This is a genomic window from Halomicrococcus gelatinilyticus (assembly GCA_024227995.1).
In the GTDB taxonomy this organism is placed as follows: domain Archaea; phylum Halobacteriota; class Halobacteria; order Halobacteriales; family Haladaptataceae; genus Halomicrococcus; species Halomicrococcus gelatinilyticus.
In genome coordinates, this window is record CP100465.1 from 1,252,552 (window position 1) to 1,264,922 (window position 12,371).

The window sequence follows — 12,371 nt, forward strand, 5'->3', positions numbered from 1 at the left end:
GCCGTTTGCTTGTTCGTTGCCCTTGTCTCCATTTCCGAGGAGGAAGGTCAGTAACTTCTCTCCACTTTCGAGAAGAGAGTTCTCGTCCGTAGTATCGTCGGCAACGGATTCTGAAACCGTTGAAGCCGAACTAATCGGAGTCACGATGAGAAGTACCGCGAAGAAAAGGGCGAAGATTCGATTTTGCGTCGAGCTCATGTGAACCCATCATAAATACAAACTGAAGAACATATCGTATATTATTATAATTGAGAATGAAAAGAGTGGGAGTCGAGAACGAGGGCTAGTAACCACTTCCACCGATACGCCACCCTCGTCGGTCTGCGAAAACGAAGAAAGACGGGACCGCAGCGTCAGTAGAACTCGCGGACGAGGTCCATCGCGCCCTCGGGCGCGCCGTCCGGGATGTCGGCCATGTTGCTGTCGAGGCCGTGGAGTTCGGAGTAGGGGACGCTCCCCTCGTCCTGGTAGATGACGCCCTGGTACTCCTTGTCCGCGTCGAGGATCTTGTCCTTGGCCGCGTCGCGGTCGCTCGCGTCGTGGTCCTCGTCGGCGAGGTCGACGATGGAGTCGCGGAAGTAGTCGTAGGTGTCGACGTCGTTGAACGTGACGCAGGGCGAGAACACGTTGACGAAGCCGAAGCCGTCGTGCTCGATGGCCTGCTGGACGATCTCGGCGTGACGCTGGGCGTCCGTCGAGAACGACTGGGCGATGAAGGTGCCGCCGGCCGACAGCGCGAGCGCGAGCGGGTTGACCGGGGGCTGCTGAGGGCCCTCGGGCGTCGTGCTCGTCTCGAAGTCCTCGCGCGAGGTCGGGGAGGCCTGCCCCTTCGTCAGGCCGTAGATGCGGTTGTCCATGACGACGTAGGTCATGTCGACGTTCCGGCGGACGGCGTGGACGAAGTGACCCGCGCCGATGGAGTAGCCGTCGCCGTCGCCGCCCGCGACCATCACTTCGAGGTCGGGGTTGGCGAGCTTGACGCCCGTCCCGACGGGGAGCGCGCGGCCGTGGACCCCGTGGAGCGCGTAGCTGTGCATGAACGTCCCGATCTTGCCGGAACATCCGATGCCAGCCACGACGAACGTGTTGTCGGGGTCGTTCCCCGTCTCCGCGAGGGCTTTCATCATGCCGTTCATCGTGCCGAAGTCCCCACATCCGGGGCACCACGTCGGCTGCTTGTCCGACTTGAAGTCGGTGAATCGTACGTCTGAGCTCATGCTGTGACCTCCTCCTGCTGGAGCGCGTCCTCGATTTCCTCGGCGAGTTCGTCGGCCTTGAACCTGACGCCGTTGTACTTGTTGACGCGCTTGAGACGCGTAAGCGCGTCGCGTTCGAGCAGGTTCGCGAACTGCCCGGTCTCGTTACACTCGACGACGACGACCTCGTCGGCCGCCTCGATCTCGTCGGAGAGGTCGGGGCGCGGGAAGATGTACGGCACCGAGAGGAACCGCACGTCGACGCCGTCCTCCTCGAGGAAGGCGAGCGCCTCGTTCATCGCGCCCTCGTTCGACCCCCACGAGATGACGAGGTTGTCCGCGTCCTCGTCGCCGAACTCGCGCGGCTCGAACGCCTCGCGCTCCTTCGCGGTCTCGACCTTCTGGTTGCGCTTCTCGACCTGTTCGACGCGGACCTCGGTGTCCTCGGTCCGGCGACCGAGCGCGTTGTGTTCGAGGCCGGTCGACATGTGCGCGCCGTCGGTCGTGCCGGGGAACGCCCGGGGGCTGATGCCGTCGGCGGTCGGGAAGTGGGGCTGGAAACGGCCCTGCTCGTCCGTCCACGAGTCGACCTCGTCCTCGTCGACGACCTTGCCGCGGTCGATCTCGACGGCGTCCATGTCGAACTCCTCGGGTTCGAACGTCTGCTCGGTGACGGCCATCGAGAGGTCCGCGAGCAGGAAGACGGGGATCTGGTACTTCTCGGCGAGGTTGAACGCCTCGACGGTCTTGTGGAAGCACTCGCTGATGGTGGTCGGCGCGAGGACGAACCGCGGGACCTCGCCGTGACCGCCGTACAGCGTCATGTTCAGGTCGCCCTGCTCCTGCTTGGTCGGCATCCCGGTCGAGGGACCGGAACGCATCACGTCGGCGATGACCAGCGGCGTCTCGCTCTGGGCGACGAGTCCGAACGTCTCGGTCATCAGGTCGATGCCCGGCCCGGAGGTGGCGGTCATCGCGCGAGCGCCGGCGCGCGCCGCGCCGAGCGCCATGTTGATGGCCGACAGTTCGTCCTCGGCCTGCACGACTTCGCCGCCGAACTGCTCGATGCGGCCCGTCAGGTACTCCATCACGTCGGTCGCGGGGGTGATGGGGTAGCCGGAGTAGAACCGGCAGCCGGCGGCGATGGCACCCATGCCGATGGCCTCGTCGCCGTTCAGCAGGACGTAGTCGTTGTCGGTCGTGTCGATGTCGTAGTCGAACTCGTAGTCGAAGTTCTCCTGGACGTACTCCTGGCCCTTGCGGGCCGCGGTCTTGTTGTTCTCGACGATGGACTCGCCCTTCGCCCCGAACTTCTTCTCCAGCGCGCTGTCGAGGTTCTCGATGGGGAAGTTGGTCGCCTCGCAGGCCGCACCCAGCGCGACGATGTTCTGCATGATGGCACCGCCGGCCTCCTCGGCGAGGCGCTTCAGCGGCACGTCGAGCCCGATCATCCCCTCGGGTACCTCGACGTCCTCCATCTCGGTGCGCTCACCGTCGTAGATGATGACGCTCCCCTCGTGGAGCTCGTCCATGTTCTCGTCGATGGTCCGTTCGGTGAGCGCGACGAGGATGTCCAGTCGGTCGACGACGCTCTCGACGCGGTCCGTCGAGGAACGGATCTTGTACGCGGTGTACCCTCCACGGATGCGGGACGCGAAGTCCTTCGACGTGAAGACGTGTCGACCCGCGCGCGAGAGAGCTTGCGCGAAGATTTTCCCGGTTGAATCGATTCCATCGCCGGCTTCGCCGCCGATGGCCCAGTTCAGGTCTTTCGGCATCGTGCAAAGGATTCCCGGTGACAAATCAAAAGCCTTCTGAAGCCAGTACGTGGCGTCGTTCCCGGTCTTTGCCAGTGCAAGCCCGGGGTCCGGTGGACGCGCGTCCAGCCTGACTGCGGTGTGCTACCCGTTGGCTACACTCGACAGCGCTTTCAGTGAACGCTACGTAGCGAGGGACGCAATGATGGCGACGACGCACGCCCTCGCCGGGGCACTGCTGGGAAGCGTCGCACTGCTGGTCGCGCCGGAGTTCGCGCCGGCGGCGGTGCTGGCGGGGCTCGCCGGCGGCGTGTTCCCCGACCTCGACCTCTACGCCGGCCACCGGCGAACGCTGCACTTCCCGGTGTACTACACGGCGGCCGCGCTCGTGGCGCTCGGCGTCGCCGTGCTGACGCCCGCGACGTGGAGCGTCGCGCTCGCCGTCTTCCTGCTCGCCGCCGCGCTCCACGCCGTCTCGGACGCGTTGGGCGGCGGGCTGGAGCTGAAGCCGTGGCGCGGCGAGTCCGAGCGAGCGGTGTACGACCACTACCGCGGCCGGTGGGTCCCACCCCGGCGGTGGGTCCGGTACGACGGCGCGCCCGAGGACTTCGCGCTGGCGCTCGTGCTGGCCGCGCCCGCGGTCGCGCTCCACGACGGCGTCGTCCAGACGCTCGTGCTGGCCGCCGTCCTCGTCTCGGGCGTCTACGCCCTGCTCCGGAAGCGCCTCGTCGTGGTCGCGGAGTGGCTGGTCGCCAGGGTTCCGGAGTCCGCGCTGGCGTACGTTCCGGAGCGGTTCGTCTCGGACCTGGCGCGGTAGGAGCAGCGGGAAATCGCGGCCGCGTGCAGGCCGCCGTCGCCGCTCCGGTTCGAAGGGTTTATTCGTCCTCTGGGCCTCAGACCCCAGTAGTAACCATGTCGGACAAACCCGCCTCCATGTACCGGGAGATTAGCAAGCCCGCGTACACGCGACGTGAGTACATCACGGGCATCCCGGGCTCGAAGATCGCACAGCACAAGATGGGGAACGTCGAGCGCGACGAGGACGACTACCCCGTCCAGATCTCGCTCATCCTCGAGGAGGAGTGCCAGATCCGCCACGGCTCGATGGAGGCCTCCCGCCTCTCGGCCAACCGCCACCTCCTCAAGGAGCTCGGTCAGGAGAACTACAAGATGATCCTGCGCAAGTTCCCCCACCACGTCATCCGGGAGAACAAGCAGGCGACCGGCGCGGGTGCGGACCGTGTCTCCGACGGGATGCGCCAGGCGTTCGGGAAGATCGTCGGCACTGCCGCACGCATCCAGAACGGCGAACGCCTGTTCACCGCGTGGTGCGAGGTCGAGGACGCCGAGGAAGTCAAGGAAGCGTTCCGCCGCGCGTACAACAAGATCTCACCGCCGTGCCGCATCAAGGTCGAGCGCGGCGAAGCGAAGCTCATCAGCTAACGCGGCCCACTTTTCCCGTCGTTCTCTGTTCTCCAGTCGCGTCGCCCGGTCTCAGGAGCGCAGCGCCGCCCACCGCAGCATGTCGTCGAACTTCACGACCGACCCGTAGCGGTCGGCCGGGTCCGTCGCCGTCGCCGTGGCGAGCACCCGCTCCAGGTCGTCTGAGCGCTCCGAACTTGCACTCGCGTCCGTCACGTCGTCGACCGCATCCACGTCGAGGACCGCCGCGGCCGTCGCACCCAGCCGATACACGTCCGTCCGCTCGTCGACCGTCCCGGAGCCGTTGCGCTGCTCGGGGGCGTCGAACGGCGACGGTTCGCGGTGGTCGACGAGCGCGGCCCCCAGTTCCCAGTCGCCGACGAGCGCGTCGTCGCCGTCGAGTCGTATCGCCGACGGCGTGACGCCGCCGTGGAGGATGCCGTCGTCGTGCGCCCGGTGGACCGTCAGGTTCGCGTCCGAGAGCGCGTGGACGCGGTCCTCGAACGGGCGGTCGGCGTCGGCGAGCGAGCCGTCGAGGACCGGGGCCACGACCCGCTCGTCGTCGTGGTCGAGGACGGGGACGACGCCGTCCCTGTCGTCGAGGTGCGCCCACCGCGCGACCGACGCCCGGAACGGCTCCGCGAGGGCGGGGTCCGTCAGGCGCGTCTCGACGACGACGCGGGAGCCGTCCGGGGTGCGCTCGCGGACGCGGTACGTCTCGGTGACGGCGTCGCTGTCGAGGCGTTCCAGGCGACCGAACTCGGGTTCCGGTTCGTCGTCGGTCGCGTCGGCGTCGGCGGACTCGCCGTCGCTCATCTGTTCGTCCGCGGGCGAGTCGCCGTCCACATGGTCGTCCGCGTCGTCGTTCAGCCGCCGGTAGGCCGCCAGCGCGCCGGTGCCGACCACCAGTCCCGACAGCGCGAGGCCGGCCGTCGACCCGAGAAACGTCGTGGCGTCATCGGCGAGCGAGGCGAGTCCCGACTCCGCCAGGTCGAAGCCGTACAGCGACGCCTCCGTCCCGAAGACGAGGGTGTCGTCGCCGAACGCCGCCCCGTGCGGGCGCTCGTCCGTCTCGAACGTCCACCGCTCGGTGCCGTCGGCGGCGTCCCGTGCGACCAGCCCGTCCCGCTCGACGACGTACGCGACACCGTCGTGCACGCCGCCCCACGACCGGCCGGTAGGAGACCCGGGGAGGTCCATCGACCACCGCTGGGACCCGTCGTCGACGTTCACGACGTGGAACTCGTCGCGGGGTGGGTCGTCGTCGACGGTGGCGAACAGCGCGCCGTCCGCGAGGGTCAGTCCGGTGCCGATTCCGCCCGGTTCGTCGTACGTCCAGCGCACCGTGCCGCCGCCGACGTCGACTGCGTGGAGTGTCTCGTCGGTCCAGCAGTACAGCGTTCCGTCGTCGAGCAGGGTCCGCGGATACCCGGAGAAGGGGTGCGACCACGCGATCTCGCCGTCGCCGGCAACGAGCGCGAACACACTCTCCTCGTCCGCGCAGTAGACGTAATCGTCGTCGGCCGCCAGCACGGCCGGTCGCTGCGATTCCCAGGAGTCGGATTGCCACTGCTTCGTCCCGTCGTCCGTCAAGACGGCGAAGACACCGTTCGCTGCGCCGACGTACGCCATCGATCCGACGATTACAGACCGTCCGAACGCGTCACGCGGTTCGCGGAACGTCCATTTCCGGCCACCCGACTCGGCGTCCAGCGCGACGAGTCCGGACTTGCGGGTGAGCAACACTGTCCCGGGCTCGACAGCGGGGAGCGGGACGAAGTCGTTGGTCAGCATCGTACGCCAGGACCGGTCACCGGTCACGGCGTCGATGGCGATCAAGCGCCACTCGGGTCGGTCGTCGTCGACCGAGTCGACGGCGCTGACGTACAGCGTCCCGTCAACGAGGATCGGTCCCAGGACGATGGACGGAAGATCGTACGACCACCGCCGCTCGCCGGTCGCGGCGTCGACCGCGAGCAGCGACCGTTCGGCGGGGCCCGTTCCCTTCGCGTCGGTTCGGGCGAACGCATACACCGACCCGTCCGCGGTCAGTTCCGGTTCGAAGTTCTCCGCGTCCGGGGCGTCGAGCGACCAGTCCGGCCTCGACGCGTCGCTCGCTGGGGTCGTCGTCGCGGCGCGGCCGACCGACGTTGCCGCGCCGAGCGTTCCCGTGCCGGCGAGAAAGCCGCGTCTGGAGAGGCTGGAAGGCGGGGAAGCCATATCCGTACCATCCGTGAAACGTCAGTTATACTTGATGATGTGTGGCGGTGGCCACGAGAAGTTCCGAGGGGGAGGTTTTTCATCGCGCGCTCACAATCCACGGTCGATGTTCGACCTGGCGGTCGCGTACGGCGAGGAGACGTTCGAGCGGATGCGCGACCCGCTCGCGGAGCGCGGTATCGCGGCTCACCACGTGCCGATGGAGGCGCGGACCATCGACCTCGCGGACCCGCCGTGGGGCCCCGACGAGTTCGACGCGGGGTTCGTCTACCCCTCGCGAGCGATGGAGGGCGGGGCTGTCGACGCGCTGCTGGACGTGCCGTGGGTCAACGACCGCGAGGCCGTACTCACCTCGCGGAACAAGGCCGGCGTCGTCGCGGCGCTCGGCCGGGAAGACCTCCCGGTGCCGGACACGGTGCTGGTCTCGAACCCGGTCGACGACGAGCAACTGCGGGCGGCGTTCGAGCGGTTCGACGGGCCGGTCGTCGTGAAGCCGAACTCGACGACGCGTGGTGCGGGCGTGACGCGCGTCGACGACCTCGACTCCTTCCTCGGCGTCACCGACTACCTCGACCTCGTCCACGACTACCGCGCGACCGGCGACAAGTCCTTTCTCGTCCAGGAGTACCTCCCCGGCGCGAGCGACTACCGCGCGATGGTCGTCGACGGCGAGTACGTCGGTGCCGTCGAGCGACGTCTCTCCGCGGACGCACAGGAAGCGGGACGGTGGAAGCACAACGTCCATCGCGGGGCCGAGGCGCGGGGGGTCGACCTGCCGGCAGAGATGCGGACGCTCGTCGAGCAGGTCGCGGCGGTGCTCGACGTGCCGTTCCTCGGGGTCGACCTGCTCGACACCGGCGACCGCGTCGTGGTCAACGAGACGAACGCACGACCGACCATCGACGCCGAGACGAAGTACGAAGAAGGGTTCTACGACAGACTCGCCGAACTGATCCGGACGGCGCGACCCGCGTAGCGGACCGGCGCGAGGACTACTCGACGCTGATGTCGGCGGACTCGTCGCTCTTCTCGAAGGTCACCTCGAGGATGCCGTTGTTGTAGGTGGCGTTGGCCGAGCGCTCGTCGACGCGCGTCGGGAGCGTGATGCGCTCGTCGTACTCGCGGTGGTCGCTGGAGGCGCTGATGGTCAGGTACTCGCCGTCGCACTTGAGGTCGATGCCGTCCTTCTCGACGCCCGGCAGGTCGGCGATGACCCGCACGACGTCGTCGTCCTCGTGGATGTCGACGTGCGTGTCCGCGCCGAACCCGGTCGTGCCCTCGGTGTCGACGCGCATGTCGACGTTGCCACCCATCATCTCGTTCATCATGCGCTCTATCTCGCGGAAGAGGTCGTCGAACGGGTCGTCGCGGTCGTCTCTGCGCATAGGAGATGATAGGCAACTGAGGGGGAAAAGGTTTTGGACGGGACGGGAACGCGCCGGGTTCTGTCCGCCGCGGCCCGGACGACCCCGACTGGTGCGCGCGGCGAACGGAGAGGACGGCCGGGCTAGATGCCCATGCCCATCGCGCTGTTCGTGCGTTCGATGCTCTCGCGGGCGTCGGCGGCGTTCGTCACGGCGCGGATGGCGTCGACGTTCTCGGGAACGACGTCGCTCTCCTGGTGGATGGCCTGGAACAGGTAGAGGTCCTTCCCCTCGGTCGTGATGGACTCGCCCCAGATGGCGTTCTCCCAGATGTCGCCGCGCGGGCGGCCGACGTCCTGGGCGAGTTCCTTCAGTTTGCCCGCGCCGTCGATGTCGAAGTGCTCGGGGATGACGAACGTGCGGGACTGCTCTTCGAGCAGGTCGCGGACGGCCGCGGCGTCCGTCTCGGTCTCGAGCGTGACGTTGACGCTGTGCATGTGCATCAGCGTCGCGGGCACCTTCAGCCCGAGCGTGTCGATGGCGAGGTCGGGGAAGATGGTGTTGACGTCGGGGCCGTGGTGGGAGGGCAGCGAGACCGGGTTCGGCAGGATGTCGTTGATGGGGCCGCGACCGGTCTGGGCGGGGTCGCCGCCGCGCCGGACCAGCGTCGCGCGGACCTTCTCGACGCCGTACTCCTCGCGGAGCGGAGCGACGAGGCGCGAGAGACCCGTCGTGTTGCAGGAGACGACGCGGACGTGGTCGGCGTCGACGGCGTCCTCGAAGTTCGAGCGGGCGTTGAAGCTGACGTCGGCGACGTCGGCGTCCTCGCCACCCTGGTACAGCGCGGGGGTGTCGTACTCCTCGTAGAGGGACCTGTTGTCCGCGCCGACGCCGGAGGGACAGGCGTCGACGACGACGTCGGCGGCGTCGACGAGCTCGTCGACCATGCCGGCGAGGTCGATGCCGGCGGCGTCGAACTTGTCGGCGCGCTCCTCGATGGCGGCGTAGAGGGGGTACCCGTTCTCGACGGCCTGCTCGGCCTCGAAGTTCGGCCGCGTCTTCGCGACGCCGACGACCTCCATGTCCGGTTGGGCGCGTACGGCGTCGGCGACTCGCTTGCCGATGGTCCCGTAGCCGTTGATGGCGACCTGAAGCATGTACACCTGCCGCTCCGACGCCCGCACTCAAAACGGTTTCGAGGGGGATTCGTGGAAAACAATCCGGTTTCGAGTAAGTTACTTCCGGGCGGTCACGGCGGCGACGGACGTGAGACTGCAGCGAGTTCGAACCGGGTGACTGCGGCGGGTGAAACGGGCGTCGCATCCCGCAAACGCATCCGCAGACGGCGCTTCGACTGGAGCGCCCCGAACGGAAAACCTAACGGCGGCGGCGGCCGTCGCTTCGGGCATGAGTCTCGAAGACGCGGCCCGGACGGCCGTCGAGCAGTGCATGGGCCTGGAAGCCGGCGAGTCGTGCGTCGTGGTCACCGACGACAAGCGCGAGGCCATCGGCGAGGCCCTGTACGACGCCGCCAGCGCCGTCACCGACGACGTGGTCGTGGCGCGGTACCCGCCGGGCGACCAGCACGGCGAGGAGCCACCCGAGCCGGTCGCCGCCGCGATGGCCGGCGCGGACGTGTTCCTCGCGCCGACGACCAAGAGCCTGAGCCACACCCGCGCCCGCGGCGACGCCAACGACGCCGGGGCGCGCGGCGCGACCCTCCCCGGCATCACCGAGTCGGTGTTCACGACCGGCCTCGACGCCGACTACGACGCCATCCAGCGCCACTGTCTCGACGTGATGGAGCAGGTCGCGGACGCGGAAGAGGTCCGGGTCACCTCCCCGCAGGGCACCGACATCACCTTCCGGCCCGGAAGCCGGGAGTGGCTCTCGGACACCGGCAACGTCACCGAACCGGGCGCGTTCTCGAACCTCCCCGCAGGCGAGGTGTTCGTCAGCCCCGAGGACGCCGAGGGCCGCTACGTCGTCGACGGGACGATGATGCCCCACGGCCTGCTCGACGACGACCAGACGCTCTCGTTCGAGGTCGCGGACGGCCAGGTGACCGACATCAGCGACGACGACATCCGCGAGCAGGTCGAGACGGCCGCCGAGGAGGTCGGCGACGCCGCCTACAACCTCGCGGAGCTCGGCATCGGGACGAACGTCGCGGTCACGGACCTGGTCGGCTCCGTCCTCCTCGACGAGAAGGCCGGCGGCACGGTCCACATCGCCATCGGCGACGACGCCGGCATCGGCGGCGACACGGACGCCCCCATCCACCTCGACGGCATCCTCCGGGAGCCGACCGTCTACGCGGACGGCGAGGAGGTCGACCTGCCGACCGTCGAATGAGGACGAGCACGACCCCCGACCGCTCCGCACCGGAGGCCTGACTCGCCATGCCAGAGACCGAGCGCGTCGACGTGCACGGCCACACCGTCAGCGGCGTCGACGTCGGGCCGGAGACCCGCTGTGCCCACTACGACGCCGAGCGCGACGTCGTCGCCCTTCGGCTGGCGTGCTGCGGCGACTTCTACTCCTGCTTCCGGTGTCACGACGCCGCCGCCGACCACGACCGCGAGCGGTGGTCGCAGGACGAGTACGACGTCGACGCAGTGCTCTGTGGCGTCTGCGGTGCGACACTGACGGTCGCGGAGTACCTCGACTGTGACTCGACCTGCCCCGACTGCGGCGCGGCGTTCAACCCCGGCTGTGCCGACCACCACGACCTCTACTTCGAGGTGTGAGAGTTCGGTTCTGGTGCAGCAGATTACGGGTTCCAGTCTGAAACCGTCGAGAACACCTCGAAAGCGAACCGTTTCGGCCGGCGAGACAGGCGACACCGGGTGGACTGAAAGGGGCTGGCGGGTCCGGGAAGACGGGCGAAGCAAGCACTGGAGGCCGCGCAGCGGCCGAAGAGCGCAGCGAGCGCATCGACCGGAGCCGCCAGGGGCTTTCTACGTCGCCAACATCACCGACGAATCCACAGGCTGCTCCGCCCATGCCATCGCCAAAGTGATAGACGCGCCAATCCACGGATGCTGGTTTTCTGGCCTCTCCGAACGTCCCCGATTCCCAACTCCACGGGCTTTTACGCGCGGACGCCGTACCGTTCGCCCATGACAGAGACTGCGGAGCGCGTCGCGGCGACGTGTCCCTCCTGTTCGCCCGGCGTCGAGACGGTTCACGAGGTGCTGAAGCCCGGCGGTCAGGTGACGGTGCGCTGTACGGAGTGTGGCCACGTCCACAAGACGAAGATCGAGGAACCGGAGACGGAACGAACCGACGTCATCGTCTCCCAGGACGGCGAGTCGTTCTCCGCGGCCGAGGACGTCCCGGTCGAGGAGACGCTCGCGGTCGGCGAGGAGTTCGTCCTCGAGACGGAGGAGGCCATCATGGTCGTCCGCATCACCAGCCTCGAACTCGACGGCGACCGGCGCGCCGACGAGGCGACCGCCGGAGACGTCGAGACCATCTGGACGCGCGCGGTGGACAACGTCTCCGTCAACGTCACGCTCCACCCGAAGGACGGCGGGCACGACGAGACGCGCGGCGTGACGGTGAACGTCCCCGGCGACTACGAGTTCACCGTCGGCGAGACGGAGGAGCTGGGCGACGAGGAGTTCACCGTCGACGGCATCCTCGTCCGGGACGACGCCTCGGGGTACTTCCACGACAAGCTCGACCACGACGACGACGTCGTCGTCGCCAAGGACGTCAAGCGACTGTACGGTACCGACGAGAGTTCGACCGCCTGGTCCGCCTGGTGAGCATGCCCGACTTCGAGCAGCGCCGCACCGCCCTCGTCGCCGACCTCGCTCGCCGGGGCCGCGTCGAGCGCGATTCGACGCGCGACGCGCTCGAAGCGGTGCCCCGCCACGAGTTCGTCCCGGAGAACCGGCGCGAGAACGCCTACGCCGACCAGCCGTTCCCCATCGGCGAGGGCCAGACCGTGAGCGCCCCGCACATGGTCGCCGAGATGGTCGACCTGCTCGCGCTCGACCCCGGCGACCGCGTGCTGGAGATCGGCACGGGCTGTGGCTACCACGCTGCCGTGACCGCGGAGGTCGTCGGCGCGGAGAACGTCTACAGCGTCGAGTACCACGAGCGACTCGCGGAGGAGACCGGGGAGCGACTGGACCGCCTCGGGTACGGCGACGTCTCGATCCGCGTCGGCGACGGCCGCGACGGCTGGCCGGCCCACGCGCCCTACGACGCCGCCTACCTCACCTGTGCCGCGCCGGCGTTCCCCGACGCCGTCGTCGAGCAGGTGCGGCCTGGGGGGACGGTGCTCGCGCCGCTGGGCGACGGCCGCCAGCGACTCGTGTCCGCCCGCCGACGCGCCGACGGCGCGCTCGACCGCGAGGAGCACGGCATGGTGCGGTTCGTCAGGATGCAGGGGTAGCGGC

The 12,371-nt window shown here is 68.4% G+C and carries 12 protein-coding genes; 7 read left to right on the top strand and 5 right to left on the bottom strand.

What is annotated here, in order from left to right; genetic code table 11:
* Window positions 1–353: 353 nt before the first annotated feature.
* On the bottom strand, window positions 354–1,217 hold the full coding sequence (locus NKT36_RS06700) for a 2-oxoacid:ferredoxin oxidoreductase subunit beta (protein WP_327053183.1): 864 nt from the start codon (window positions 1,215–1,217) through the stop codon (window positions 354–356).
* Window positions 1,214–2,974, bottom strand: coding sequence for a 2-oxoacid:acceptor oxidoreductase subunit alpha (locus NKT36_RS06705; RefSeq protein ID WP_327053184.1), 1,761 nt, complete (start codon window positions 2,972–2,974; stop codon window positions 1,214–1,216). Before NKT36_RS06705 ends, NKT36_RS06700 begins: the two co-directional genes overlap by 4 nt.
* A 181-nt stretch (window positions 2,975–3,155) precedes the next feature.
* On the opposite strand from NKT36_RS06705, the gene NKT36_RS06710 reads away from it, so the two are divergent.
* Both NKT36_RS06710 and NKT36_RS06715 read left to right on the top strand, forming a co-directional pair.
* Entirely contained in the window at window positions 3,156–3,770 is a 615-nt protein-coding gene (locus tag NKT36_RS06710) for a metal-dependent hydrolase (protein WP_327053185.1), read from the top strand.
* Window positions 3,771–3,865: 95 nt separating this feature from the next.
* Window positions 3,866–4,396, top strand: a complete 531-nt coding sequence (locus NKT36_RS06715) for a 50S ribosomal protein L16 (protein ID WP_327053186.1) — start codon at window positions 3,866–3,868, stop codon at window positions 4,394–4,396.
* A gap of 51 nt (window positions 4,397–4,447) precedes the next feature.
* Here the strand turns inward: NKT36_RS06715 and NKT36_RS06720 are convergent, their stop codons facing one another.
* A complete protein-coding gene (locus NKT36_RS06720; protein ID WP_327053187.1) occupies window positions 4,448–6,595 on the bottom strand; it encodes an outer membrane protein assembly factor BamB family protein in 2,148 nt (715 codons plus the stop codon).
* Between the two features lie 106 nt (window positions 6,596–6,701).
* On the opposite strand from NKT36_RS06720, the gene NKT36_RS06725 reads away from it, so the two are divergent.
* Complete coding sequence (locus NKT36_RS06725; protein WP_327053188.1) at window positions 6,702–7,571, top strand: ATP-grasp domain-containing protein; 870 nt, start codon at window positions 6,702–6,704, stop codon at window positions 7,569–7,571.
* A gap of 16 nt (window positions 7,572–7,587) precedes the next feature.
* Here the strand turns inward: NKT36_RS06725 and NKT36_RS06730 are convergent, their stop codons facing one another.
* The gene (locus tag NKT36_RS06730) at window positions 7,588–7,980 is read right to left on the bottom strand and encodes an Hsp20/alpha crystallin family protein (protein ID WP_327053189.1); all 393 of its coding nucleotides are present in this window, start codon (window positions 7,978–7,980) and stop codon (window positions 7,588–7,590) included.
* A 122-nt stretch (window positions 7,981–8,102) separates the two neighbouring features.
* Window positions 8,103–9,116 carry a type II glyceraldehyde-3-phosphate dehydrogenase gene (locus tag NKT36_RS06735; protein WP_327053190.1) on the bottom strand — a complete coding sequence of 338 codons (1,014 nt, stop codon included), beginning with the start codon at window positions 9,114–9,116 and terminating at the stop codon, window positions 8,103–8,105.
* A gap of 250 nt (window positions 9,117–9,366) precedes the next feature.
* Between NKT36_RS06735 and NKT36_RS06740 the strand changes: the two genes are divergently transcribed.
* From NKT36_RS06740 to NKT36_RS06755, 4 genes are all read left to right on the top strand, one after another.
* Entirely contained in the window at window positions 9,367–10,314 is a 948-nt protein-coding gene (locus NKT36_RS06740; RefSeq protein ID WP_327053191.1) for an aminopeptidase, read from the top strand.
* A gap of 47 nt (window positions 10,315–10,361) precedes the next feature.
* Complete coding sequence (locus NKT36_RS06745) at window positions 10,362–10,709, top strand: CHY zinc finger protein (RefSeq protein WP_327053192.1); 348 nt, start codon at window positions 10,362–10,364, stop codon at window positions 10,707–10,709.
* A gap of 372 nt (window positions 10,710–11,081) precedes the next feature.
* A complete protein-coding gene (locus NKT36_RS06750) occupies window positions 11,082–11,732 on the top strand; it encodes an HVO_0476 family zinc finger protein (protein ID WP_327053193.1) in 651 nt (216 codons plus the stop codon).
* 2 nt (window positions 11,733–11,734) lie between these two features.
* Window positions 11,735–12,367 carry a protein-L-isoaspartate(D-aspartate) O-methyltransferase gene (locus tag NKT36_RS06755; RefSeq protein ID WP_327053194.1) on the top strand — a complete coding sequence of 211 codons (633 nt, stop codon included), beginning with the start codon at window positions 11,735–11,737 and terminating at the stop codon, window positions 12,365–12,367.
* The last annotated feature ends 4 nt before the right edge of the window (window positions 12,368–12,371 follow it).

Coding starts and splice junctions, on each gene's coding strand:
- NKT36_RS06700 (WP_327053183.1), bottom strand. CDS start 1,217: ATGAGCTCAGACGTACGATTCACCGACTTCAAGTCGGACAAGCAGCCG.
- NKT36_RS06705 (WP_327053184.1), bottom strand. CDS start 2,974: ATGCCGAAAGACCTGAACTGGGCCATCGGCGGCGAAGCCGGCGATGGA.
- NKT36_RS06710 (WP_327053185.1), top strand. CDS start 3,156: ATGATGGCGACGACGCACGCCCTCGCCGGGGCACTGCTGGGAAGCGTC.
- NKT36_RS06715 (WP_327053186.1), top strand. CDS start 3,866: ATGTCGGACAAACCCGCCTCCATGTACCGGGAGATTAGCAAGCCCGCG.
- NKT36_RS06720 (WP_327053187.1), bottom strand. CDS start 6,595: ATGGCTTCCCCGCCTTCCAGCCTCTCCAGACGCGGCTTTCTCGCCGGC.
- NKT36_RS06725 (WP_327053188.1), top strand. CDS start 6,702: ATGTTCGACCTGGCGGTCGCGTACGGCGAGGAGACGTTCGAGCGGATG.
- NKT36_RS06730 (WP_327053189.1), bottom strand. CDS start 7,980: ATGCGCAGAGACGACCGCGACGACCCGTTCGACGACCTCTTCCGCGAG.
- NKT36_RS06735 (WP_327053190.1), bottom strand. CDS start 9,116: ATGCTTCAGGTCGCCATCAACGGCTACGGGACCATCGGCAAGCGAGTC.
- NKT36_RS06740 (WP_327053191.1), top strand. CDS start 9,367: ATGAGTCTCGAAGACGCGGCCCGGACGGCCGTCGAGCAGTGCATGGGC.
- NKT36_RS06745 (WP_327053192.1), top strand. CDS start 10,362: ATGCCAGAGACCGAGCGCGTCGACGTGCACGGCCACACCGTCAGCGGC.
- NKT36_RS06750 (WP_327053193.1), top strand. CDS start 11,082: ATGACAGAGACTGCGGAGCGCGTCGCGGCGACGTGTCCCTCCTGTTCG.
- NKT36_RS06755 (WP_327053194.1), top strand. CDS start 11,735: ATGCCCGACTTCGAGCAGCGCCGCACCGCCCTCGTCGCCGACCTCGCT.